The organism is Acetobacter sp. DsW_54 (assembly GCF_002153575.1).
Lineage (GTDB): Bacteria > Pseudomonadota > Alphaproteobacteria > Acetobacterales > Acetobacteraceae > Acetobacter > Acetobacter fabarum.
In genome coordinates this window covers 18,114-41,184 of record NZ_JOPD01000009.1, presented here as the reverse complement: position 1 = coordinate 41,184, position 23,071 = coordinate 18,114, and the positions used below count along the sequence as shown (strand labels likewise).

General features: G+C 60.3%; 22 protein-coding genes. 15 read left to right on the top strand and 7 right to left on the bottom strand.

What is annotated here, in order from left to right:
- The gene (locus HK20_RS05595; RefSeq protein WP_086646103.1) at positions 1-717 is read left to right on the top strand and encodes a membrane integrity-associated transporter subunit PqiC; all 717 of its coding nucleotides are present in this window, start codon (positions 1-3) and stop codon (positions 715-717) included.
- A 135-nt stretch (positions 718-852) separates the two neighbouring features.
- Complete coding sequence (locus tag HK20_RS05590; protein ID WP_086646179.1) at positions 853-1,635, top strand: acetoin reductase; 783 nt, start codon at positions 853-855, stop codon at positions 1,633-1,635.
- Positions 1,636-1,724: 89 nt separating this feature from the next.
- Here HK20_RS05590 and purF read toward each other — a convergent pair whose 3' ends face one another.
- The 4 genes from purF to metH form a co-directional block, all read right to left on the bottom strand.
- Entirely contained in the window at positions 1,725-3,212 is a 1,488-nt protein-coding gene (gene purF / locus HK20_RS05585) for an amidophosphoribosyltransferase (RefSeq protein ID WP_086646102.1), read from the bottom strand.
- Between the two features lie 46 nt (positions 3,213-3,258).
- Positions 3,259-3,783, bottom strand: a complete 525-nt coding sequence (locus HK20_RS05580; protein ID WP_086646101.1) for a CvpA family protein — start codon at positions 3,781-3,783, stop codon at positions 3,259-3,261.
- A 66-nt stretch (positions 3,784-3,849) separates the two neighbouring features.
- Positions 3,850-4,179 (bottom strand): phosphoribosyl-ATP pyrophosphatase, encoded by a 330-nt coding sequence (locus tag HK20_RS05575; RefSeq protein WP_233129093.1) that lies wholly within the window; start codon positions 4,177-4,179, stop codon positions 3,850-3,852.
- Between the two features lie 47 nt (positions 4,180-4,226).
- Positions 4,227-7,733, bottom strand: a complete 3,507-nt coding sequence (gene metH / locus HK20_RS05570) for a methionine synthase (protein ID WP_086646100.1) — start codon at positions 7,731-7,733, stop codon at positions 4,227-4,229.
- Between metH and HK20_RS05565 the strand changes: the two genes are divergently transcribed.
- Positions 7,732-8,217 (top strand): hypothetical protein, encoded by a 486-nt coding sequence (locus HK20_RS05565; protein ID WP_086646099.1) that lies wholly within the window; start codon positions 7,732-7,734, stop codon positions 8,215-8,217. The two genes, metH and HK20_RS05565, sit on opposite strands and share 2 nt — an antisense overlap.
- 65 nt (positions 8,218-8,282) lie before the next feature.
- Here HK20_RS05565 and HK20_RS05560 read toward each other — a convergent pair whose 3' ends face one another.
- The 3 genes from HK20_RS05560 to flgF all read right to left on the bottom strand — a co-directional run bounded on the left by HK20_RS05560 (position 8,283) and on the right by flgF (position 11,864).
- Positions 8,283-9,380, bottom strand: a complete 1,098-nt coding sequence (locus tag HK20_RS05560) for a flagellin (protein WP_086646098.1) — start codon at positions 9,378-9,380, stop codon at positions 8,283-8,285.
- A 26-nt stretch (positions 9,381-9,406) separates the two neighbouring features.
- Entirely contained in the window at positions 9,407-10,978 is a 1,572-nt protein-coding gene (gene flgK / locus HK20_RS05555) for a flagellar hook-associated protein FlgK (protein WP_086646097.1), read from the bottom strand.
- Between the two features lie 142 nt (positions 10,979-11,120).
- The gene (gene flgF, locus HK20_RS05550; RefSeq protein ID WP_086646177.1) at positions 11,121-11,864 is read right to left on the bottom strand and encodes a flagellar basal-body rod protein FlgF; all 744 of its coding nucleotides are present in this window, start codon (positions 11,862-11,864) and stop codon (positions 11,121-11,123) included.
- A 361-nt stretch (positions 11,865-12,225) separates the two neighbouring features.
- Here flgF and flgG point away from each other — a divergent pair, with 361 nt between their 5' ends.
- The 12 genes from flgG to fliP all read left to right on the top strand — a co-directional run bounded on the left by flgG (position 12,226) and on the right by fliP (position 22,630).
- Positions 12,226-13,011, top strand: coding sequence for a flagellar basal-body rod protein FlgG (flgG, locus tag HK20_RS05545; RefSeq protein ID WP_179290142.1), 786 nt, complete (start codon positions 12,226-12,228; stop codon positions 13,009-13,011).
- Position 13,012: 1 nt separating this feature from the next.
- Complete coding sequence (gene flgA / locus HK20_RS05540) at positions 13,013-14,035, top strand: flagellar basal body P-ring formation chaperone FlgA (RefSeq protein ID WP_086646095.1); 1,023 nt, start codon at positions 13,013-13,015, stop codon at positions 14,033-14,035.
- A 55-nt stretch (positions 14,036-14,090) separates the two neighbouring features.
- The gene (gene flgH / locus HK20_RS05535) at positions 14,091-14,795 is read left to right on the top strand and encodes a flagellar basal body L-ring protein FlgH (RefSeq protein WP_233129099.1); all 705 of its coding nucleotides are present in this window, start codon (positions 14,091-14,093) and stop codon (positions 14,793-14,795) included.
- A gap of 251 nt (positions 14,796-15,046) precedes the next feature.
- Positions 15,047-15,712 carry a hypothetical protein gene (locus HK20_RS05530; RefSeq protein ID WP_086646093.1) on the top strand — a complete coding sequence of 222 codons (666 nt, stop codon included), beginning with the start codon at positions 15,047-15,049 and terminating at the stop codon, positions 15,710-15,712.
- A 183-nt stretch (positions 15,713-15,895) separates the two neighbouring features.
- Complete coding sequence (locus tag HK20_RS05525) at positions 15,896-16,783, top strand: MotE family protein (RefSeq protein ID WP_143296457.1); 888 nt, start codon at positions 15,896-15,898, stop codon at positions 16,781-16,783.
- Between the two features lie 210 nt (positions 16,784-16,993).
- Positions 16,994-17,308 carry a hypothetical protein gene (locus tag HK20_RS05520; protein WP_233129092.1) on the top strand — a complete coding sequence of 105 codons (315 nt, stop codon included), beginning with the start codon at positions 16,994-16,996 and terminating at the stop codon, positions 17,306-17,308.
- A gap of 258 nt (positions 17,309-17,566) precedes the next feature.
- A complete protein-coding gene (fliF, locus tag HK20_RS05515; RefSeq protein WP_086646090.1) occupies positions 17,567-19,219 on the top strand; it encodes a flagellar basal-body MS-ring/collar protein FliF in 1,653 nt (550 codons plus the stop codon).
- 3 nt (positions 19,220-19,222) lie between these two features.
- Positions 19,223-20,290, top strand: coding sequence for a flagellar motor switch protein FliG (fliG, locus tag HK20_RS05510; protein WP_086646089.1), 1,068 nt, complete (start codon positions 19,223-19,225; stop codon positions 20,288-20,290).
- Positions 20,290-21,045, top strand: coding sequence for a hypothetical protein (locus HK20_RS05505; RefSeq protein ID WP_086646088.1), 756 nt, complete (start codon positions 20,290-20,292; stop codon positions 21,043-21,045). Before fliG ends, HK20_RS05505 begins: the two co-directional genes overlap by 1 nt.
- Positions 21,046-21,061: 16 nt before the next feature.
- Entirely contained in the window at positions 21,062-21,436 is a 375-nt protein-coding gene (fliN, locus tag HK20_RS05500; protein WP_086646087.1) for a flagellar motor switch protein FliN, read from the top strand.
- A 5-nt stretch (positions 21,437-21,441) separates the two neighbouring features.
- Positions 21,442-21,831, top strand: a complete 390-nt coding sequence (locus tag HK20_RS13155) for a flagellar biosynthetic protein FliO (protein ID WP_086646086.1) — start codon at positions 21,442-21,444, stop codon at positions 21,829-21,831.
- Between the two features lie 106 nt (positions 21,832-21,937).
- Positions 21,938-22,630 (top strand): flagellar type III secretion system pore protein FliP, encoded by a 693-nt coding sequence (gene fliP / locus HK20_RS05490; RefSeq protein ID WP_086646176.1) that lies wholly within the window; start codon positions 21,938-21,940, stop codon positions 22,628-22,630.
- The last annotated feature ends 441 nt before the right edge of the window (positions 22,631-23,071 follow it).

The following is a 23,071-nucleotide window of genomic DNA, read 5'->3' as shown; positions in this document are numbered from 1 at the left end:
ATGGCTCGCGTTAAACCTTACGGACTGGCTGGGGCTGGTCTTTGCCGCCGCAACGTTCTGGTCGGCGGGGCCTCGTTGGGGCTTATGGCGTTTACCCTTGCAGGCTGTGCCAGCGGTGGGGCCTCGCTTTACACGCTGGCAGTTGTGCCGGGGCAGGCACAGGCTGGTGGCCCGCGCTTTGTGGAGGTGCGCCTGCCCAGCATTGCCTCCGGCCTGGACCGTGACCGCATTGTTACGGCCGATAGCGGTTATAGGCTGAGCGTTTCCAGCACCGATGCGTGGAGCGATTCCCTTGCCAGCCAGATCGGCCATGCACTGGCGGGGGATCTGGCCCAGCGCCTGCCCGGTACGGGCGTGTTTGTGGAAAACGATGCCGCTGCTGCGGACCCGCAGGTTTATGTGGAGCTTTCGGTCAGCCGCTTTTCCACCGGGCCGTCTGGTCATGTGGAGCTGGATGCCATGCTCTCGGTCCAGCCTGCGGCGGCGGGGGCACCTTACGGGCAGGGCACGCTCCAGCGCATTAGCCTGAGTGGCCCTGCCGGTGGCAGCACCATGAGCATGGTGCAGGGCCTTAGTCAGCTTCTGGGCCAACTGGCGGATGTGGCAGCCGGGCAGATCCGCCTGCTCCCGCCCGATGCCCCCAATGCCACGGCCGCCGCTGCGGCGCAGGATGCAGCCCAGTCTGCTCCCTCCTCCGCGCAGGGGCACCGCAAATAAGGGGTGCTCCGGCCCCTGTCTGGTGTTTTATGCCAGCCCCCGCATGTGCCGTGCGGGGGCTGTTTTTTTGGTGATGGCTTTTTTTTGTGATTGCACTACGCTCGCCTCGTTTCTCATCACATGCGAGAGGTTCTCATGGCGGACATTACAGGAAAAGTGGCGCTGGTTACCGGCGGCGGGCAAGGCATTGGCCGTGGCATAGCCCTACGGTTGGCCAAGGACGGTGCGGACATAGCCCTGGTGGACATCCGCGAGGATCGTCTGGCAGGTGTGGTTAAGGAAATCGAGGCACTGGGCCGCAAGGCCACCAGCTTTATTGCCGATATTGGCGACCGCGCGCAGGTAGCGGCAGCGATTGACCATGCCGAGACTACGCTGGGCAGTTTTGATATTATGGTCAACAACGCAGGCATTGCCCAGATCAAGCCGCTGGCGGATGTAACGCCTGAGGAAATCCAGCGCATTTACCGCATTAACGTGGAAGGCACTCTGTGGGGCATCCAGCTTGCTGCGGCCAAGTTTATTGCGCGCAAAAGCCGCGGCAAAATTATTAACGCCTGTTCCATTGCCGGGCACGAAGGGTACGCCATGCTGGGCGTTTACTCCTCCACCAAGTTTGCGGTGCGCGGGCTTACGCAGGCTGCGGCCAAGGAATATGCCTGCCATGGCATTAACGTAAACGCCTACTGCCCCGGTGTGGTGGGGACGGATATGTGGGTGGAAATCGACAAGGAATTCGCCAAGCTGACCGGTGCTCCTGTGGGTGAGACGTACAAGAAGTTCGTGGACGGCATAGCCCTTGGCCGGGCCGAAACACCGGATGATGTGGCCGGTCTTGTGTCCTGGTTTGCTGGCCCCGATTCCGATTACGTAACCGGCCAGTCGATCCTGATTGATGGGGGTATGGTGTACCGCTAAGGGGCACAGCCTGCGCGCACTGCCTAACAAAAACCCCGCCAGAGCGTGCCTCTGGCGGGGTTTTTCATAACAGGGCGGCAGGCCGTGGCTCAGGCTGAGTCGGGGCCAAATTCCGCATCATGGTCAACCAGCGCAATGGGGTATTCGCCGGTAAAGCAGGCATCGCAGTAGGTGGAGCGGCTGGCCTTGCGGCTTTCATGCCCCATGGCGCGGTACAGCCCATCGAGCGAGATAAAGGCCAGACTGTCCACACCAATCAGTTCAGCCATTTTCTGCAGGTCGTTCTGGGCGGCCAGCAGCTTGCTGCGTTCTGGCGTGTCGATCCCGTAGAAGCAGGAATGCTTGGTGGGGGGGGAGGAAATGCGCATATGCACTTCCCGTGCCCCGGCCGCACGCACCATGTCCACGATCTTGCGGGATGTGGTGCCGCGCACAATGGAGTCGTCCACCAGCACAACGCGCTTGCCGTCCAGAATCGGGCGGTTGGGCGAGTGCTTCATTTTCACGCCCAGATGCCGGATCTGGTCGGTGGGTTCAATAAAGGTGCGGCCCACATAGTGGTTGCGGATGATGCCCAGCTCGAACGGAATGCCGCTGGCCTCCGCATAGCCAATGGCGGAAGGCACGCCGGAGTCGGGTACGGGCACGACCACATCGGCCTCAACCCCGCTTTCCTGCGCCAGTTCACGCCCGATTTCCTTGCGCACGTTATAGACCGGCAGGCCTTCAAGCACGGAGTCCGGGCGCGCAAAGTAGATGTATTCAAACACGCAGAAATGGGGTTGCGTGTCCCCGAACGGGCGCAGGGAGCGAATACCGTCATCATTGATGACAATCAGCTCGCCCGGTTCCACGTCGCGTACAAATTCCGCGCCAATAATGTCCAGCCCGCAGGTTTCGGATGCCAGAACCCATGCGCCGTCCTTGCTGCCTTCGCCGGGTAGCTTGCCCAGCACCAGCGGGCGCACACCCATGGGGTCACGCACGCCGATCAGCGCATCCTGCGAAAGAACAACAAGGGAGTATGCACCAGTGACCCGCTTGAGCGCGTCAATCAGCCTGTCTTCCACCGTGGCGTAAAGCGAGATGGCAATCAGGTGCACGAACACTTCCGTATCCGTGGTGGACTGGAACAGGCAGCCACGGCGGATCAGCTCGCGGCGCAGGGTGTCAGCGTTGGTCAGGTTGCCGTTATGGGCCACCGCCAGACCGCCAAAGGCGAATTCGGCAAACAGGGGCTGCACGTTGCGCAGCAGGGTAGCCCCTGTTGTGGCGTAACGGTTATGGCCAATGGCGCGTGTGCCAGCCAGTGTGGCCATAACGCGCGAATCACTGAACACATCGCCCACAAGGCCCAATCCACGGTGGGAATTGAAGCGGTGATGAGCCGGATCGAAGGAGACAATGCCGGCTGCTTCCTGCCCACGGTGCTGGAGGGCGTGCAGTCCAAGGGTTGTCAGGGTTGCTGCGTCCTTGGCGTTCCATATGCCAAAGACGGCACATTCCTCTTGCAGGTGGTCCTCGTCCGCACGGACAGGATCGGGGAGGGAAACGGACGGCGTGGAGTGGGGGTGCATAAGCGCGCAGGGCCTCCGCAAATGGCTGGTACTGGCCGTATGGGGATTACAAGGTGGCGTCATGACCTGTTGAACGCTTTGGCGCAACCCCTTTTGCGTCAAATTCAGCCAGATAAGGTTGGATATAGGTTGTCGCGGAGCGAATATAAGGGGTCAGCCGCCCGTTGGCCTCTATGGCTTCCATGTCCTCGGGCTGCAAAAGCCATTGCCCGGCCATGAACAGCAGCACAACCACGCACACACCCCGCGCAAGCCCGAACAGCCCACCCAGCGTGCGGTCCAGCCCATCCAGCGGGGTGGCGCGCACCAGCCGCACAATGGCGGCGGCCAGCAGGTAACCTGCCACCAGAAAAAACAGCAGCACCAGCGCAAAGCTGGCCAGTTGCAGCCCTATGGGGGAGTGAATGAACCGCGCCAGCCAGGGCGTGGGCACAGTATGGAAGCGAAAAGCCAGCACAAATGCCAAAGCCCAGCTCAGCAGGCCCAGGGCAAGCTGCGTAACCCCCCGCCACATCCCATGCAGGGTGGAAAGGGCCACAATGATCAGGGATAGTGCATCTATGGCTGCCATGAGCGCAGGCTTACAGCCCCCAGTGGGGTGGGGGAAAGAGGGAAAAACGCATAAAGCCCGCGCCGCCTATGGCAGCTTGCTTGTGGTAACGCGCCATGGCCTGCTGGGGCTGCCGTTTTTCTTTTTACGGTGGGGGGGCTGGTTGAGCTTGTGCAGCAGCTCAGACACTTCCACCCGGCGCAGGAGTTCGGTCCAGACATCGGCCTCATCCACTCCGTCCAGCACCCACATATGGCTCAGGGTTTGCAGGAACAGGGCACTCTCACGCACAAGGTCTGCGCGTCTGGCAGCAATAAAGGCAGTTGTGCACCCGGTCGCGTGTAGCCCCACCTGCATGTACAGGTCCTTGCGTTCCTGGGTAAGCGGAGGCGGCAGATGCGGGCGGGAATAGACCATTATGGGATGATGCGCTGCACCATCCCAACTGGTCAATGCCCGGCTGATCAGATCGTGAAATATTTGGCGTGTTTATTCAGCACCACCAGAGCAGAGGTGGACTGCTCGGGGTGGAGCTGGTCCCCATCGGTCAGGGAAACGCCAATACGCCCGGCGTCCAGCAGGTTAAGGATGCTGCTCTGCTCTTCCAGTCGGGGGCAGGCCGGGTAGCCGAACGAGTAGCGCGAGCCACGATAGCCCTGCTGGAGCAGGTCTTCCATGTTCCGCGGGTCTTCGGCGGCAAAGCCCAGTTCGGCGCGGATACGCTTGTGCGTGTATTCGGCCATGGCTTCTGCCATCTCCACCGAAAGGCCGTGCAGGTAGAGGTAGTCCTGGTAGCGGTTTTCCTCAAACCAGTCGCGGGCAATGTCGGAGGCTTTCTGCCCTACGGTCACAACCTGCAGGCCCACCACATCACGCTCGGGGTCGTTTATGTCACGCACAAAGTCGGCAATGCATTCCCCATCCGCGCGGGGCTGGCGGGGCAGGGCAAAGCGGGCGGCCTCGGTTGTGCCATCGGGTTCAAACAGAACAAGGTCGTTCCCATCGCCCGCGGCTTTCCAGTAGCCATAGCAGGCCTGTGGTTTGAGAATCTGCTCATCCGCTGCCAGCTTGAGCATGCGTTGCAGAATGGGGCGCAGCTCCTGCCGTGCCCAGACCAGAAACTCGTCTAAAGAACGCCCCTGTTTACGGAAGCCCCACTGGAACTGGTAAAGGGCGCGCTCGTTCAGGAAGGGCAGAACGGCCTCGGGGGTGGCCTGCAACACCTTGGCACCCCAGAAGGGGGGCGTCAGGCGGGGTTCATCCGCCGTCAGGCGTGCACGGCGGGTAGCAACCTCGGCCTTGTCCACCGGGCCGTAGCCGCGTGTTTCCGCCACTTCTGGCGAACGGGCGTTTTTGCGGGTGGCCTTGCCCTCACGCCGTTTCTGAATGGCGGCCAGATACCCGTCAAACCCGCTCTGGGCGATCTGGTCCATCAGGGTCAGGCCATCAAACGCATCACGCGCATAGGCTACGCGGCCGGTGGCGCCGTAAGCGGCCACGCAGTCCTCTTCCACGTAGTTGCGGGTCAGGGCCGCCCCGCCGAGCAGCACGGGGGTATCCAGCCCCGCGCGGGCGATTTCTTCCAGATTTTCGCGCATGATCACGGTGGACTTCACCAGCAGGCCGGACATGCCAATAGCGTCCGCTTTTTCCTTGCGGGCGGCGTCGATCATGTCGGCCACAGGCACCTTGATGCCAAGGTTGACCACACGGTAGCCGTTGTTGGTCAGGATGATGTCCACAAGGTTTTTGCCAATGTCGTGCACATCGCCTTTGACGGTGGCCAGAACAATGGTGCCACGCTGCTGGCCTTCGGCACGTTCCATGTGCGGTTCAAGCCATGCCACGGCGGCCTTCATGGTTTCAGCGGACTGAAGCACGAAGGGGAGCTGCATTTTACCCGCGCCAAACAGTTCGCCCACCACCTTCATGCCATCGAGCAGCACGGTGTTGATGATGTCCAGCGGGGCCATGGTCTGCATGGCTTCAGCAAGGTCGGCTTCCAGCCCCTTGCGGTCGCCATCCACAATGCGGTCCTTTAAGCGTTCTTCGGCGGTTTCGGCCTGTTTGCGCTTGACCGCCTCGGAGGCCTTGCGGTCCGCGAACATGGCCAGCAGGGCCTGCAGGGGGTCGTAGTCCTCGGTCCGGCGGTCAAAGATCAGGTCTTCGGCAACCTTGACTTCCTCCGGGGCGATCAGGTGCAGCGGGCGGATTTTGGAGACATGCACAATAGCCGCCGTCATGCCCGCCTTGACCGCGAGATCAAGGTAAACCGAGTTCAGCACCGCGCGGGCCGCCGGGTTAAGCCCGAAGGAGATGTTGGACAGGCCCAGCACGATCTGGATATCGGGGAAGGCCTCGCGGATCATGCGAATACCCTCCAGCGTCCACTGGCCGAGCTTGCGGTCGTCCTCCGCACCGGTGGCGATGGTAAAGGTGAGCGGGTCGATCATCAGATCGGACTGGGGCAGGCCGTATTTGTTGCAGGCAAACTCCACCAGACGGCTGGCAATGCGCAGCTTGTCCTCGGGTTTGCGGGCCATGCCCACTTCATCAATGGTCAGGGCGACAACGGCTGCACCAAACTTGCGCGCCAGCGCCATACGGTCGGCGGCCGGTCCTTCCCCATCTTCGAAGTTGATGGAGTTGATGATCGGCTTGCCACCATGCAGCTTGAGGGCTGCCTCGATTACCGGGGTTTCGGTCGAGTCAATGACCAGTGGCGCGTTGACCGAGGAGGTGAAGCGCTTGATCACCTCATCCATTTCCTCGCGTTCGTTGCGGCCGACAAAGGCGGTGCAGACATCCAGCGCGTTGGAGCCTTCGCGCAGCTGTTCGCGGCCTACGGTTACGCAGCCATCCCAGTCATGCGCTTCCTGGAGTTCGCGCCATTTTTTGGAACCGTTGGCGTTGCAGCGCTCGCCGATGGAAAAATAGGCGTTTTCCTGCCGCAGGGGCACCTGCGAGTACAGGCTGGCAACGGAGGGTACCCACACGGCCGTACGGGCAACAGGGGCCGGGCGGTGGCGGCCCGTGGCTTCTGCCCGGCGGCGCAGCATGGCGTCCAGCGCTGCAATGTGTGGGGTGGAGGTGCCACAGCACCCGCCGGTCATGTTAATGCCGTCTTCGTGCACAAAGCGTTCGACCCATGTGGCCATGTCTTCGGGGCTGAGCGGGTAGTGTGTTTTGCCGTCCACCAGTTCGGGCAGGCCCGCATTGGGCAGGACGGAAATCAGGCGGGGCCAGTTTTCGGCCAGCCAGCGCACATGTTCGGCCATTTCCTGCGGGCCGGTGGCGCAGTTCAGGCCGATCAGGTCCACATCCAGCGCGTTAATGACCGTGGCGGCGGCGGCAATGTCTGGCCCAACCAGCAAGGTGCCGGTGGTTTCTACCGTAACCTGCACAAAAATGGGGAGTTTGACGCCCGCTTCGGCCCGCGCGATCTTGACGCCATTGACGGCTGCCTTGATCTGGAGCGTGTCCTGGCAGGTTTCAATCAGCACCGCATCAACCCCGCCTTCAATCAGGCCACGGGTCTGTTCGGCAAGGGCGGCTTCCAGGGTGTCGTAATCAATATTGCCAAGGGAGGGCAGCTTGGTGCCCGGCCCCATGGAGCCAAGCACGTAACGGTGGCGGCCATCGGCAAAGCTGTCCGCGGCCTCACGCGCCAGAATGGCGGAGGCGCGGTTAATCTCACGCGTGCGGTCTGTCAGCCCGAACTCGCCCAGTGTAATGGGGGAGGCACCAAACGTGTTGGTCTCCACCATGTCGGCCCCGGCCTCAAAATACCCGCGGTGGATTTCGCGGATCAGTTCAGGGCGTGACAGGGTCAGGACTTCGGTGCAGTTTTCCTGTCCCCAGTAATCACGTTGCACATCAAGGTCGAGCATCTGGATGCGGGACCCCATCCCTCCATCACAGAGCAGAACCTGTTCACGCAGGGCATCAAGAAGCGGCAGACGAGAAGACATGACAGCACAAGACCGGAATAGTGGGGAGGATACGCCTCAGCCGCAGGAACGGGCCAAAGCCACATCCTTATTCCAGACAGAGGCTACCCTGTCCACCGCCATGCGTGCCCCACCGCAAATGCGCGGCGGGCGCATGCCGCTTTTTGTGCTGGAGGACGCCCCACAGGGGCTGGCATGGCGGGGCAAAGGTGGTGTGGTGTTTGCCGGTATAGCCCCTACACCTGCGCAAATTCAGGGGTGGCGGTGTGTGCTGGAATGGTCCGGGCCGGAAGGGGGGGCTACCCATGGCGGGCACTGCCTGTGCTGCGTGGGGCGGGGCGGGCTGGACCAGTTTTTGCTGGCGCAGGCGCAAAGCCGGGTGCGCGGTGTGGGGGAGCTGCTTGAGGTTATGGTGGTGGTGTGCGCCCCCCAACTGGTGGCCGCGTATAAGACCCAGCTTAAAACCTCGGTTTTCCTGTCCGCTTTTTATGCCCTGCAAGCATAAAAAAACAGCCTGATGGTGCGGACCATCAGGCTGCTGCGGATATGTGTAAAAGCTGCGCTGGCGGTTTAGAGGTAGTTGGCCAGCGACATGTCCTTCATGTCCGCGATCAGCATGAACGACGCCTTCAGGCTGGTCTGCACGTTGGCGGACTGGATGGCCACCTGCCCGATATCGGTCGTACGGGCGTTGTCGAGCTGGGTTTGCAGCGCTGTTGTCGTGTTGGTCAGCAGGGTGGAGCGTGCGGTCAGGGCGTTCTGCTGTGCCCCTACGGCTGTTTCCATGCTGATCAGCTGGTTGGTCGTGTTCACCAGCGAGGTATGGAGCTGGGTGATCATGTCGGAATAGCCAGCACTGGTGGAGGACATGCCCTGCATGCCCGAAACCAGCATCATGTCCCGCATCAGGTCCTTGATGGGCGACCCGGTGGAGGTGCTGCTTACATCGCTTGTGTTGCCCTGTGTGGCCACAACCCCGTAGCTGCTGGAGGTGCTGTCCCCCGTAACAATGCTGGTCTGCTGGCTTTTGGCCTGGCTGAGCGAATCCGTGGCACTGGTGGCGCTGGAAATGGTGCTCGAAAAAATGGAGCTGTCCGCATTGATCAGCGAGGTGGCCTGTTGCAGGACAGAGTCCATGCTCGACCCCGATGCCAGAAGGCTGAGCGTATCTGCAACCTGAGTGCTGGTGGTGCCGCTGGCAACGCTGGACGGGTCCTTGACCGGCGCTTCAGTCGCGGACTGCCCGGCAAAAACATAGCCCGTACCATTGGAGGTGTTCAGGATGGTTGCCAGCTGGCTGAGGCTGCTTGTTGCCTCGGTCGAGACAGAGTTGACCGTGGAGGTGGAGCTGGACCCGCCAATGCTCAGCAGGTTTGTGGCCATGCTCTGGGCGAGCGAGACAATCTGCTTGAGTGCGCTGGCCGTAACGGTCAGGCTGTTCTGGGCATTGGTAATGTTGGTCTGCCAGGCTTTAACCTGCGTGATCTTTGGCGTCAGCTCAAAAACATTGGAGCGCGAAGAGCCCAGACCGGCAAAGGTTTCTGCCGTAATGCCGTTGCTGGAGGTCTGCCACGCCAGAGTGGTCTGGGCGTTGGTGAGTTCCTGCACAGCGGAAGAAAGAACAAGGTTTGCAGCGCTCGCGCCATACTGCCCGATAGAAGTGCTCATAATAAAGTATCTCCCTCTCTCAAGGCTTAGTTGATGGCGTTAAGAAGAGCGCTGAACATGGTCTGGACGGAAGAAATGATCTTGGCATTGGCCGTATAGGCATTTTGCAGCGCCACGATCTTGGACATTTCGTTATTCACGTTCACGCCCGATACGTTGGTCACCTTGGTATTGATGGTGGTCTGCACGGCGGTTGCGTAGGTCAGGTTGGTGCTGGCCGTGCCAATGACCGCGCCCTGAGCGGAGGTCAGGGAGGTGGCAAGGGCAACCAGCCCCTGCGTGCCGCTATATCCGGTCTGGAGTGTCCCGCTTGGCCCCAGGCCCGTGGTGGGGGCAGAGAGCGTACCGCCATCGTCCACATCATCGCTGGAGGTGCCGAAGGTGGTGCTCAGCACTTTGGTAATGGTGCTGATGCTGCCATCCGGGGCAAGCTGGGATGGGGTGGTGGAGTAGCTGTCGCTCACGCTGATGGCGGAGGACAGGCCAACAATACCGTCAGGCGTGGTTTTGGTCGTGTCGTAGGACTGCGCGGTATTCGTACCGTTGGTGAACAGGGACATACCCGCGTTGTTGAAGCGGTTGATCAGCGTTGCGGAGAACGAATCAAGCTGCGCCTGCATGGTGGGGTAGGTCGTGTCGCGCAGGGTAATGTTGGCACCCAGCGTGCCACTGGTCAGGTGGGACGTAATATCCGTGGTGGAGGTGTTGGTCGTGCCATCCGCAACCGTAATGCCCGCAATGGGGGAATTGGCCGGGTCACCCGCCTTGTAATACATGGAATCGGTAATGGTGGTGCTGGCTGTGCCACCGTTGGTTGCCGAGAGCGGCCAGGTATTGCTGGGCAGGGTCTGGGTGTTGTTGCTCAGGCCGATCTGGTCCGGGCGGGTTGGCAGCTGGGTGCCATCCTCGGTCGTGACGATCATATCGCCCTTGGACGTTTCGGTGAACTTTACCCCCAGTTCGGAGGAGAGGTCGTTCATGACCTCAAGACGGCTGTTTTCCAGGCTGGACGTGTCGGACCCAACGGCCTGCAAACCCATGATCTGCTTGGAAAGCTGACCGATCTGGGTGAGGTTCTGGTTGATGGTGGACACGGTGGAAACAATGGTGTTTTCCGCCGTCTGCCGCTGCTGGGTGTAGGTGGATGCCAGCGTGTGGATCGTGTCGGTCAGGGATGTGGCGGCCGTAATGACCGCAGTCTGTGCCGAACTGTCCAGCGGGGTGGAGGTCAGGGAGGTGAGGGCGCTCTGCACATTGCCCAGCTCGTCCGACAGGGTCTGGGTATCGCCCGATGTGGCGGAGGTGGAGCCCTGAACGGATTCTACCGCTGCCAGCGAATTGGAGGAGGATGTCAGGGCCGAAACCTTGGCATTCTGCGTGTACAGCGAAGATTGCAGGAAGGGGCTGACATTGACCACCGTTTTGCCAATGCGCACGCCCGTACCCTGATTGCCCGCAACGGCCGAGGTCACGCTGGCCGATTCGGAGGCATAGCCGGTGGTGCTGGAGTTGGCGACGTTCTGGGAAACGACGGAGTACTGGTATTCAATCCCGTTCAGCCCGCTGGAGGCTATTGATAGAGCTGATCCTAGATCCATTGTGTTCCTCGTCCGTCCATCACGGCGTTTTTAAAAATCTGGTCACGAATAGCAGCCATTTGGCAGCAGTTAAAGAAGTCTTACGGCGCAATGGTTTTTAGAAGGTTAACGCGCTGCGCAAAACACCCCGTCAGGCAGCTGCCTAGCTGCTGGAATCCTGCGTGATCTTGTCGATCGCGTTGGTCCGGCGGGTGGATTCGGTCTGCACAAGCTGGAAGTTCAGGTCGTAATCGCGCTGGATTTCCACCATGCGGGTGGTTTCCGTAATGGCGTTGACATTGCTGCTTTCCAGCATGCCCTGCCGGATTTCCTTGTGGGGCAGAACCCGCGTGCGGGTGGTGGGCTTGAGCAGGTAGCTGCCCTCGGGCTGGAGGGTGTTCAGGTTGTCCACCGTCATCAGGTCCAGCGTGCCAATGGCCCCATCCTGCGTGGAGATTGTCCCGTCGGAGGCAACGGAGAGAACATCGTCCTCACGCGGGATAACAATGGGGCGCTGGAAACGGTTGAGGATCGGGTTGCCGTTAATATCCACAATCGTCCCGTCAGAGCGGCGCTGGAACTGGCCGTTGCGCGTCAGCCGCACGCCCTGCGTGGTCTGCACGGCAAAAAACCCTTCCCCGTTAATGGCAAAATCGGTGGGGTTGCCGGTCTGGCGCAACTGGCCCTGCCCGTGGTCCTGATAGGTGGCGCGGTCCTGCGTGTAAGCTTCCGTGCGTTCACCGGGGATGCCGTGAATGTCTTTTTGCTTGACGATATAATCCGAAAACAGCTCGCGGGAGGACTTGAAGCCCGTTGTATTGGCGTTGGCCAGATTGTTGGACGTGACTTCAAGGTCATGCGTTAGCGCATTGATGCGGGACAAGGCGATGTAGGTCGTGTTGTCCATGGCTTCTGACTCCGGCGGGTGATTTGGGTGGTTTGGGCTGCTTACGCACGGCAGGCCCCGAATCATGCGGGGCATAATATGGTTTTCCGTGCAGGAAATCTATTGGATTGACCATAATACAGCAACAGAGGATGTGTGGCATATACAACAAAACGTGGCTTAATGTATAAGTGGTAAGGAATTGGCCAGACAAAACCTCTTGCAATGGCCATGCTGTCGTCTTACCTCTTGCTGGCAATACATGGTGTGGCAGCTAGCGGCTGTGCGTATGGCCATGTAAGTTCCCGCCCATGCTCCCATCATCGTGCTGTTGCTGGGGTGAGCGTGGTGCAAGGCACACCCGGAGGCTTGTCATCCTATGATGCGTTCCCTTGATATCGCCGGTACGGGCATGCAGGCCCAGACGACGAACGTCGAGACAATTTCCCACAACATCGCCAACATGACGACCACTGGCTACAAGCGGCGTCGGGCGGAGTTCCAGGATCTTATCTACCAGGATCTGCGCCGCGCGGGGACCATGAGCTCGGATACGGGTGACCTTGTGCCATCCGGCGCGCAGGTTGGTCTGGGCGTGCGTACCGCAGGCATTTACCGTATTAACGAGCAGGGCACTCTGGAGCAGACCGGCAATGCGCTGGATATGGCCATTGAAGGGCGCGGCTACTTCCGCGTTACCCTGCCATCGGGCGAATACGCCTATACGCGCGACGGCACGTTCTCCCTCTCCAACGACGGGACGATCGTAACGGCAGACGGCTACCCGCTCAGCCCCGATATTTCGCTGCCAAACAACGCTGAAAACATTACCGTCGATCAGAGCGGGCAGGTGCAGTACACCCTGTCCGGGCAGACCACGGCGCAGGTTGCCGGGCAGATTCAGCTCGTCACCTTCCAGAACGAAAACGGTCTGGCCGCCATGGGGCAGAACCTGTTTACCTCCACCACCTCTTCGGGTGACCCCATTACGGGCACACCGCAGAGCACGGGCTTTGGGGACATCCGGCAGGGCTTTGTGGAAGAATCGGCCGTGAACGTCGTGACCGAAATTACCGACCTCATTACTGCGCAGCGTGCGTATGAAATGAACAGTAAGGTCATCACCGCTTCTGATGAAATGCTTCAGACACTTACGAATCTGAAATAACATGTCCCTGCGGGCAGCCATACTGCCGCTGCTGGCTGCGGTTTTTGCGGTTCTGCCGCCCGCAGCCTGCCTTGCCGCAACCCTGCGCACGGCAACCACGGTTACATCGGATACGGTGCGGCTGTCGGACCTGTTCATGGACCTCGAGCCCGGGCAGGACCGTGTTCTTGGGCCAGCCCCCCTGCCGGGCAGCAGTTTTGTTGTGGGCGGGCGGCAGCTTCTGGCCATAGCCGACCAGTATGGCGTGGACTGGATGGACCAGTCCGCAACGGCGCAGACCACCGTTACACGCGCTGGCCGTGTGCTGGACCGTGATTTTTTTATCCATATGATCAAGCAGAATCTGCCTGATCTGGGCGAAGGCCCTGTAACGGTTGAGCTGGGGGATTTTCACCCCATGACCGTTGCGGCGGATGACCCCAAACCTGTTGTCATGTCCGATCTGGACTGGGACCAGAAGAGTGGCCGTTTTTCCGCCACCGTGTACCGCACTCACCCGCTGGGCGATATTACGCAGGATTCGTTTTTGCTGACCGGGGTGGTCCATGCGGCGCAGCGTGTGCTGGTTTACACCCATGCGCTCTCGGCCGGTACGGTGCTGGCCGCAGCAGACGTGCGGGTGGACGACTCCTACACGGGGCGGAGTGGCTCCAAGGCCTATACGGCGGATGCGGATGTTGCGGGCATGACCCTCCTGCACAGCGTTATGGTGGACGAACCCGTGCTGGAGCGGGACCTGCGGCGGACGATTGTCATGCACAAGGGGGACCCCATCATGCTCTCCTATATTGCGCCGGGCCTGCGGCTGTCGGCCACGGGGCGCGCGCTGGAAGATGGGGGCGTGGGCCAGTATGTGCATGCGCTCAACCTCGCCAGCAAAATGATTCTGACGGGGCGGGTGGTCAACGGGTCAGAAATGGAGGTGGACACCACATCGGGCGCCGTGCCATCGGATGGGAACGCCCTGCGTCGCCTCAGTTCGTCCTCCCGCTCCGGTGGGCAGGGCGGCATATACCCCCGGTAGTAGCTGAATGACTTGGAGAGACTTATTGACCCAACACCGTCTGTCTGGCGCCATTATGGTCGGATTGCTGGGCCTTGCCTCCTGCTCCGGGCTGGCGGATACGAGCGAGCTGGGGCACCCCCCGCGCATGACCCGTACATCGGACCCCACGCAAACGCCTGATTACCGGCCGGTCACCATGCCCATGCCGCCCTTGCAGGCACCGCCAACCGAGGTGGGCAGCCTGTGGCGGCCGGGTAGCCGTGCCTTCTTCAAGGACCAGCGTGCTTCTCAGGTAGGAGACCTGCTGACCATCAAGGTCGAGATTGCGGATAACGCGGATGTCACGAATGACACGTCCGCCTCGTCCAGCGGGTCGGAAGATTTTGGTATTCCCAGCCTGTTCGGGCTCAAGGGCAAGGCCCTGTCGCACCTGACCCAGTCCGATGCGCTGAACACGAGCAGCGCAAGTGCTAACGCCGGTACCGGCACCATCCGCCGGACAGAAGCGGTCACCCTTACACTGGCAGGCACCATTACGCAGGTGCTGCCTAACGGTAACTTTGTGGTGGTAGCCCGCCAGGAAGTGCGCATTAACGGGGAGTTGCGCCAGCTTATGGTCAGCGGTGTTGTGCGCCCGCAGGACATTCTGGAAGACAACACCGTAACCCACGACCGCATTGCGGAAGCCCGTATTTCCTACGGTGGGCGTGGTCAGCTGACCAAGCAGCAGACGCCGCGTTACGGCCAGCAGATTCTGGACAATGTCCTGCCGTTCTAATCGGGCGGACACCGCGTTTATGTTGCGTTGGGATGAAGGTTCCAAAAAGGTGGGGCATTCCCCAACGCATAACTTGACATAAGGGTTCAATTCACCCCATTCAACAAGTTGTGCAATGCCTGTTTTCTGTGTGTTGCATGGCCATCAATGCCGGGGCGGGGTGCTGCGGCCAGAAGGAACCTGGCGGTAGCCGGATCGCGCATGGATGGCGATGCTGGCATTATCGGCAGGTAACACCACGGGAGATAAGCATGAATAACGGTGACAACGCATTCGGCACCCTAGCCGAGCCTAACCAGACCATACTTGTACAGGGGCTGAATGTTGCCAGCCTGAAGTGTGAAACCGACGCCCCGATCGCTATTGGTGGCACGGTACGCAGCGCGCATCTGCAGGCCCCGATTGTGGATGTTCTGGAAAGCGGTGTGGTCTCGGGCGAACTGGTGGCCGAGGAAGTGGTTATTCGTGGCACGGCGGAAAACGTGGTTGTCCGCGCCAAGCGCTTTTTTGCAACCGGCACCGCCAAGATTCAGAACTGCACGCTGTTCCTTGAAGGCGTGAGCGGGTGCAGCATCCAGCAGGGTGCGGAACTGACGGGTGACTTCAAAATCACCACGGCAGCCCTTGGCGCAGCCCCGGCTGCTCCGGCAGCGCCTGTAACACCTGCTGCCGCCCCTGCAAGCTTTACCCCGGCCGCCGCTGCTCCCGCATCTGCCAAGCCCGTCAAGGTTGAGGTCAAGCCCTCCCCGGCTGCTGCCGTGTCTTCCAAGTCCACCACCACGGAATCCTCCAAGTCTGCACCGGCCAGCACGGATAACGGTTCGGTCTGGGGGGATGTGGATCAGGTCATCCGCTCCACGGCGGAAACGGAAGATGGCCATGCGTCCCTGATGGGTATGTCCGATACGCAGCCGTAAGTCTGTGTCTGGTCTGGGGTCAGGCTTGTGGGTGGGGTGTGTGGCTGGCTGCACTCCCCTTTATGTGGCCGGTTCTGCCGCCATGCCCGACCGCCAGAGTGTTTTTATGAAGAGATGTCGTAGGTTGTGATGCTGATACCCCGTTTGTCGTTCGGGAAACTTGTGCATATTTCATCAAGCCTGATGACTCTTCTTCTGGCGATGAATATCCACACCATCGCCGGACACATGAAGGATGATAGTGCGGAGACGGCTGCGCAGCCTCTGGTTTCTGTCGCGCAGGCGGCAGCGGCCGAGAACATGCCTTCCGTCAACGATTCCAGCAGCAAGACCAAAAGCGACAAGGACGCGCTGGAGGGCTGGGTTTCCGTGCTGGACGCCAACGAAGCGGCGGAAATGTCCCCCGATGTGGGCGATGCGGCAGGTGGCGGCAAAAAAAAGGTGTCTGTTGCGGCAGATGACTGCGCCAAGGGTATTTCCTGCGCACAGGTCAAAACCGGAACGGCGGGGCTTGGCCCCGACCCCGACCCGGAGGTCAGCAAGGCTGAGGCCGATCTGGTCAAGGATATTCTGGCCCGCCAGTCCACCATTGAGGGCGAGCAGCAGCAGCTTGACCAGCAGAAGCATGTGCTGAACGCCGCCCGTGCCGTGCTGGACCAGAAAATGAACACGCTGGATGCCTCCATGGCCACGCTGGAGCAGAAGCAGGCCGCCCACCGTGAGGTGATGGACGCCGAGACAGACCGGCTGGTCAAGATTTACGAGGACATGCCCCCCAAAGAGGCAGCGGCGGTCTTCAATATCATGGACATCCACGTGCTTATTGCCGTGGCCAGCAAAATGAACACCCGCAAGGTGTCAGCCATTATGGGCAACATGTCGCCCGAACGTGTGAACCTTATCTCCCAGTTCATGGCAGGGGTCCGGAGCTTCCGGGCACCGTCCGATGGGGGAGATGGTGGGGACCGGGTCGCGCAGAACGTAGGCACGGCAACATGGTGGGCCAAGCCCAGTGTTAGTGCCACCCCTGCGGCAGGTAACCGTGCGGGAGGGGCGCAGTCTTCCCAGTAGCCACTGGCCTATTCGGGTTTTTTGGCGCAAGGGCGGCTCTTATCTCGCATTTGCATGGGAAATGGCTTAAAATAACACGTCATCTGGCAGCCATGGCCCGCTTGCCGGGCTTGGCGGCATCAGGCACCCAGATCGACCAGGTCGGACGCAGGGTGCGCGTGTGGGCTTGAAGGACGGGAACAAAAAGGCATGATGATCAGGCGCGGAATAATGGTGGCCCTGGTTCTGGCGGTTGCGGGGTGTTCACCCGACCATATTGCCAGCAAAATAACGGGACGTGAGTGCAGCGCCGGTTATATTCAGGAAGGGGAGGACTGGTGTGCTCCCCCCGAGCGTCCGCCTGCGCCGCAGCCGTACTGCACACAAAGCTGGAATGGTGTGGACTGCTGGGCCCGCCCGGACCTGATGCCCAATGTGGCGCGTGAGGTGGCAGAAGGCCCAACAGGGCTGACGCAGGACCAGAACGCACAGCGGTTGAACATGTCGATCAAAAAAATTCCGCCGACAAACGCGTATTATCCATAAAACGGGGTTCGTTTGGTGCACCGGACCGGGTTACAATACAAGCTGGAGTGGGTCTGGTGTTGCAAGGCTGTTCTTTTACTGTGGCACAACGTGCCCATGATGTGTTTATGGCTATACAGCAGCCAGTTTGCCTTGACGGGCATGATAAGGCGATGGCAAGGCCATGGTTTGGCGGAGCGCGGAGTGTTTGGATGCTGAAACGTCTGGAGAGTTGTGTGGTTCCCCATTTTTCCATCGTGACAGCGTAGCCATTCCCGCATGAAAAATTTTCTTACAAGTCTCAAGGCTCTGGGCCGCACGCAGCAGATCGCACTTGGTGTTGCGGGGGCTGCCCTGCTGGGTGCTCTAGCCTATTTTTCTTTTTATGCCGGAGCCGGGGCCAGCGCCCTGCTGTATGGTGAGCTGGACCTGACCGAAGCGGCCGAAATGGCCGATGACCTCGCCAAGGCCCATATCTCCTTTACCACCAGCCAGGACGGTACCCGCATTTTTGTGGCCAAGGACAAGGTCGCCAGTGCGCGCCTGCTGCTGGCCAAGGATGGCCTGCCCAGCGGTGGTGCCGTCGGGTATGAGCTGTTTGACAAAAGCGGCACCCTGACCAGCACCCAGTTTGAGCAGTCGATCAACGAGACCCGCGCCATGGAAGGCGAGCTGGAACGCTCCATCCGCCTGCTGCATGGGGTGCGGAATGTGCGTGTGCATCTGGTTCTGCCGCACCGGGACCTGTTCTCGACCGAGACAAATCCCTCGCAGGCCAGTGTGGTGCTGGATATTGGCCGTGCTGGCCGTATGGCGCCCGATGGTATTCAGGCGATCCAGAACCTTGTTGCTGCCGCCGTGCCGGGCCTGCGCCCGCAGAATATTTCCATCGTGGATACGCGCGGTGATGTGCTGGTCAAACCGGGTGACCCGGATAGCCTGGCCGGGCAGGAATCGCAGATGGAAAAAATCCGTCATGCGGAAGAGCAGCGCCTTGCTCAGGCGGTGGAGGACATGCTGGTGCCCACACTGGGTGCAGGCCATGTGCGTGCCCGTGCCGCCGTGACCATGTCCACCGAGGAAGTGCACGAAACGGAGGAAAGCTACGACCCCAACCAGCAGGTTTTGCGGTCGCAGCAGACAAGCTCGGACAAGAGCGTTAACACCGAATCCAGCCCCAGCACCACGGTGGGCAACAACCTGCCCAATGCCAATGCCAATCAGGACAACAAAACCGGCTCGACCAACGACCGCGAGGAAGAAACCAATAACTACGAAATTGGTAAGCGCGTGCGGGTTGTTAGCCAGTCGCGCCCCCGCATTGCACGGGTGAGCATGGCGGTGCTGGTTGATGGCACCATGACCAAGGACAAAAGCGGCAAGGAAGTCTGGACCCCGCTGGACGACTCCGAGCTGGAGCGGATTACCACCCTCGCCCAGACCGCCGTAGGCTTTGACAAGGCCCGTGGGGACGAAGTGCGCGTTGTGTCCATGCGGTTCATGCCCGATGGCGGGTTTGATTTTGCTGGCGGCAGCATCGACTACTTCAGCCGCGAAATGCTCATTTACATGGCGGAGTGGGTTATTCCCATCCTGCTGGTACTGGGTGCCCTGTTTATTGGCCTGCGCCCCATGCTGCGCCGCACCGGGCTGGTTACCCTTATTTCCAAGGAACTGCACGGGCAGGAAAAACTGCTCGAAGGTGTGGAGGGTGGCTCCATTGTTATGGGTGCTAACGGCCAGATGCTCCATGCCAGCAGTGGCCTGCCTGTGGGCGAAGATGGCCATGGGGTCGATCTGGATGGTGTTCAGGGCAAGCTGCGGCGGGAAGCGCTGGATAGGGTGGCCGATCGCTTTGAAAACAACCTTGATGAAACCATACTGATTATCCGGAGCTGGCTGTCCGCCCCGGATCCGAAGAAGGGAGCCTAGGCCATGTCCGAGACCGCAGCAGCCCCCGAGGCACGGCCGCCGGAAGCCCCTTCTCCCGTTGTGCATGATGAAACCAGACACCTGACCGGCAAGCAGCGTGTTGCCATTCTTCTGCTTGCTGCAGGGCGTGAGCGCGCGGTTAAGGTGCTCAAGCAGTTGCAGGAAGATGAAGTCCGCGATGTATCGGTCGCCATGGCCGGGCTGGGGCTGATCAGCGCCTCCGTGGTGGAGGAAGTGTGCGCGCAGTTCACCAAGAACTTCGAATCTTCCGAAGGGCTGGTGGGCACGTACGAAACTACCGAGGAACTGCTGCGCAAGGCGCTGTCGGGCGAACAGGTCGACAAGATCATGGAAGAAATCCGTGGTCCGGCCGGGCGCACCATGTGGGACAAGCTGGGCAATGTGCAGGAAATGGTTCTGGCCAACTACCTGCGCAACGAATACCCGCAGACCGCCGCTGTTATTCTCAGCCGCCTGCAACCCGCCCACGCGGCGCGTGTGCTGACCCTGCTGCCAGAAGACTACGCAACCGAAGTGATGATGCGTGTGCTGCACATGGAAACGGTGCAGCGCGAGGTGCTGGACAGCGTGGAGGCCACCTTGCGGTCCGAGTTTATTTCCTCCCTTGGGCGTTCGTCCAAGCGCGACAGTTACGAGCTGCTGGCCGAAGTGTTCAACAACTTCGACCGCAAGACCGAAACGCGCCTTATGGCGTCCATGGACAAGCGCAACCACGCCGATATGGAAAAGGTCAAGGCGCTTATGTTCACCTTCGAGGACATCAAGCGTCTGCCGCACGAAGCCCTCATGCGTATTGTGGCGCAGGTGGACCGCGAAAAACTGCCGCTCGCCCTCAAAGGCGCGTCCGAAACCGTGCGCAAGATGTTCCTGCAATGCATGTCCAAGCGTGCAGGCAGCATTCTGCTCGAAGAAATTTCCGCCCTTGGCCCTGTGCGCGTGAAGGATGCTGATGCGGCACAGGTTGATATTGTGACCATCATCAAGAACATGGCCAATGCGGGTGAAATCGACCTGACCGAAAACGGCGGTAACGACGAGATCATTCCATAATGCTGGAGCGGGCACTCTTCCGGTCTGGTCTGTGCCGTATGGCGGATGGTGCCTCCTCTGGCGGGGTGCCGGATGCGCCTGTGCGCACATACCCACGGGTGATGGATCTGGAGGATTTTGGCCTCCCGGAAGTGGAACCCACCCCCGAAAAAGACCCGGAGGAGGAAGCTCCTCCCGAGCCACCTCCACCCGACCCCAACCTGCTCAGCATCACGCGTGACGAGCTGGCCGCCGTGCAGCAGCAGGCGCGGGACGAGGGCTACGCAGCCGGTGCTGCCGAAAAAGATGCGGAGCTACAGGCCTTTTACACCGGGTGCCTGGCCGAGCTGACCAATGCCTTCAAGGCGGAAAACGCCCGGCGGGATCAGGCATTGGCCAAGGCATCGCAGGTTTTTGTGGCAACGGTAATAGACATTGTACGGAGCCTGACGGCGCTGGATGGCACCGTACTGCAAGGCATGCAGCGCGACCTGCTGGCCGATGCCGCGAGCTTTGCCCGCGAGTGCGAGGGCGACGTAACCGTGCAGTGCAGCCCGGCCGATATACAGCGCCTGCAAGCTGCCTTACAGAATGAGGGCGGCGTGCAGGTCGAATCCATGTCCGACCTTACGCCGGGCATCATACGGATTTCCACGGCAGCCAATACCATTGTCATTGACCCAGTGCAGTGGCGCAAAAACATGGCTGAAAAAATAGTTGCCAGTGTAACGGCCCTTGCGCGCCAGCGCATGCAGCACAACACTGGGCAGGCATAAGCAGGCGGAGACAACCATGACAACAGAGAACACCGATATCGGGCTTGAGGATTTCGCCACCAGCGCGCCAGCGCCGGATGCCTCCGCCACGGCTGCCCCCGGTGCAGCCCCTGCTGCTGATGGCAAGGATGTGGACGACGTCCAGAAGGAAGCCGTTTACGATATTCCGGTCAAGATAACGGCCGTTATTGGTACGGCCACCATGCCGGTCAACCAGTTGCTGCGCCTTGGGCGTGGGGCTGTGGTCGAGCTGGACCGCAAGCTGGGCGAGGCTGTGGACATTTACGCCAACAACCGCCTGATCGCCCGTGGCGAAGTGGTGGTGGTGGACGATAACCATATTGGCGTGACCATGACGGAAATCCTGTCCTCCTCCGCGACCAACGGTTAAAATCCTTGCCTGCACCCGGTACAGCCGCCGCAAGCATTGCCCAGCCCGCTGCCGGGTTGGGGGCAGGGGCGTTTGTTGTGCCGGTTTTGACCTGCATTGTGGCGTTTGTACTTGTTATCGGGCTTATTTTTCTGGCCCGTTACGGGCTCAAGTTCATGGAGCCGTATCTGCTTAAAGGGCGGCAGACGCCCAATCTGGCGGTTATGGAAAGTGTGGCCGTGGACCAGCGCAGGCGGGTAAGCGTTATCCGTTACGGGCAGAAAAAAGGGCTGGTCCTGACCGGCGGCGGCAATGACGTGTTTATGGGCTGGGTAGATGATGGCAATGCCGTGCCCCCCCCCGCTCCCCCTTTGCCCGGCGGGCAGCCTGCGCCCGGTCCGGCCCCCCATATCTGATGCACAAGCGGAGCCCCAAGCCTTGACAGTTCCTGCCTTTACAAGACGTGGCGTGTGGTTTGCGAGCCTTGCGCTATGTACTCTGGCGGTAGGCGTGCTGGCTGGCATGCCGGTTGTGGCCCATGCCCAGTCCATAGCACTGGATCTGGGCAAAGGTGGGGACCCGGGTACGACCAGCCGCATTATCCAGTTGACCGCCCTGCTGACGGTGCTTTCGCTTGCGCCCAGCCTGCTGGTTATGGTTACGGCTTTTACCCGTATTATTGTGGTGCTCTCGCTGCTGCGCGGGGCTATTGGCTCGCAGGGGACACCGCCCAACACGGTGCTGATCGGGCTTGCTCTGTTCCTCACCTTTTTTGTCATGCAGCCCACGTTCCAGCAGTCATGGGATCAGGGGATTGCCCCCATGATGGACGGACAGGTGGAGGAGATGGAAGGGCTGAAGGCAGCAGCGGAGCCTTTTCGCACGTTCATGCTCTCCCATGTCCGGTCGGCTGATCTGGCTACGTTTGAGCGTCTGGCCAACGTAACCCCCGCTGCAAACGTGGCAGATACGCCGTGGCGTGTGCTGATGCCCGCTTTTATGGTGGGTGAACTCAGCCGCGGGTTTGAGATGGGGTTCCTGCTGTACCTGCCGTTTCTGGTGATTGATATTGTCACATCCAGCGTGCTGATGAGCCTTGGGATGATGATGTTGCCACCTGCAACCATATCCCTGCCATTCAAGCTGATTTTCTTTGTGCTGGTTGATGGCTGGCAGATGGTGGCCGGGGGGCTTGTCCGCAGTTTTGGCGGCTGAGCAGGGGCACTGCGCTGCCCCTGTGTTCCGGCACGGTGTGGAGTCTGCCGGTTTTGTTTCTCCATAATAATAAATAGTCGCAAGTAGAGCGTTTGAGCCTTTAATATTGCAAGGTTTTTAGAAACCGCAATGCGGTTACAGGCTTGCTCATTGTCAAGAAAAAGCTATCATTTCTCGCAGGGCAGGCACCTGTTCCGTCCGGCTTTATGGCCGGAACGGGGGTGGTGGCTGCTATGGTATTGTTTTTAGGTATTTTATCTATCAGGAGCGCAAAGCCGATTGTCTGCGGATCATACGATCTTCTGTAAAGACATCTAGTCACGAACGCGGTATGTAGACCCTTGTTTGTCTGGTCCGTGTGTCTGGATGAGAACAGATTATCTGCTTTTTATCTCAAGGGGCGTCCACTGGCGTTTCCTGGTTTTTGTAAATGTGCAAGGG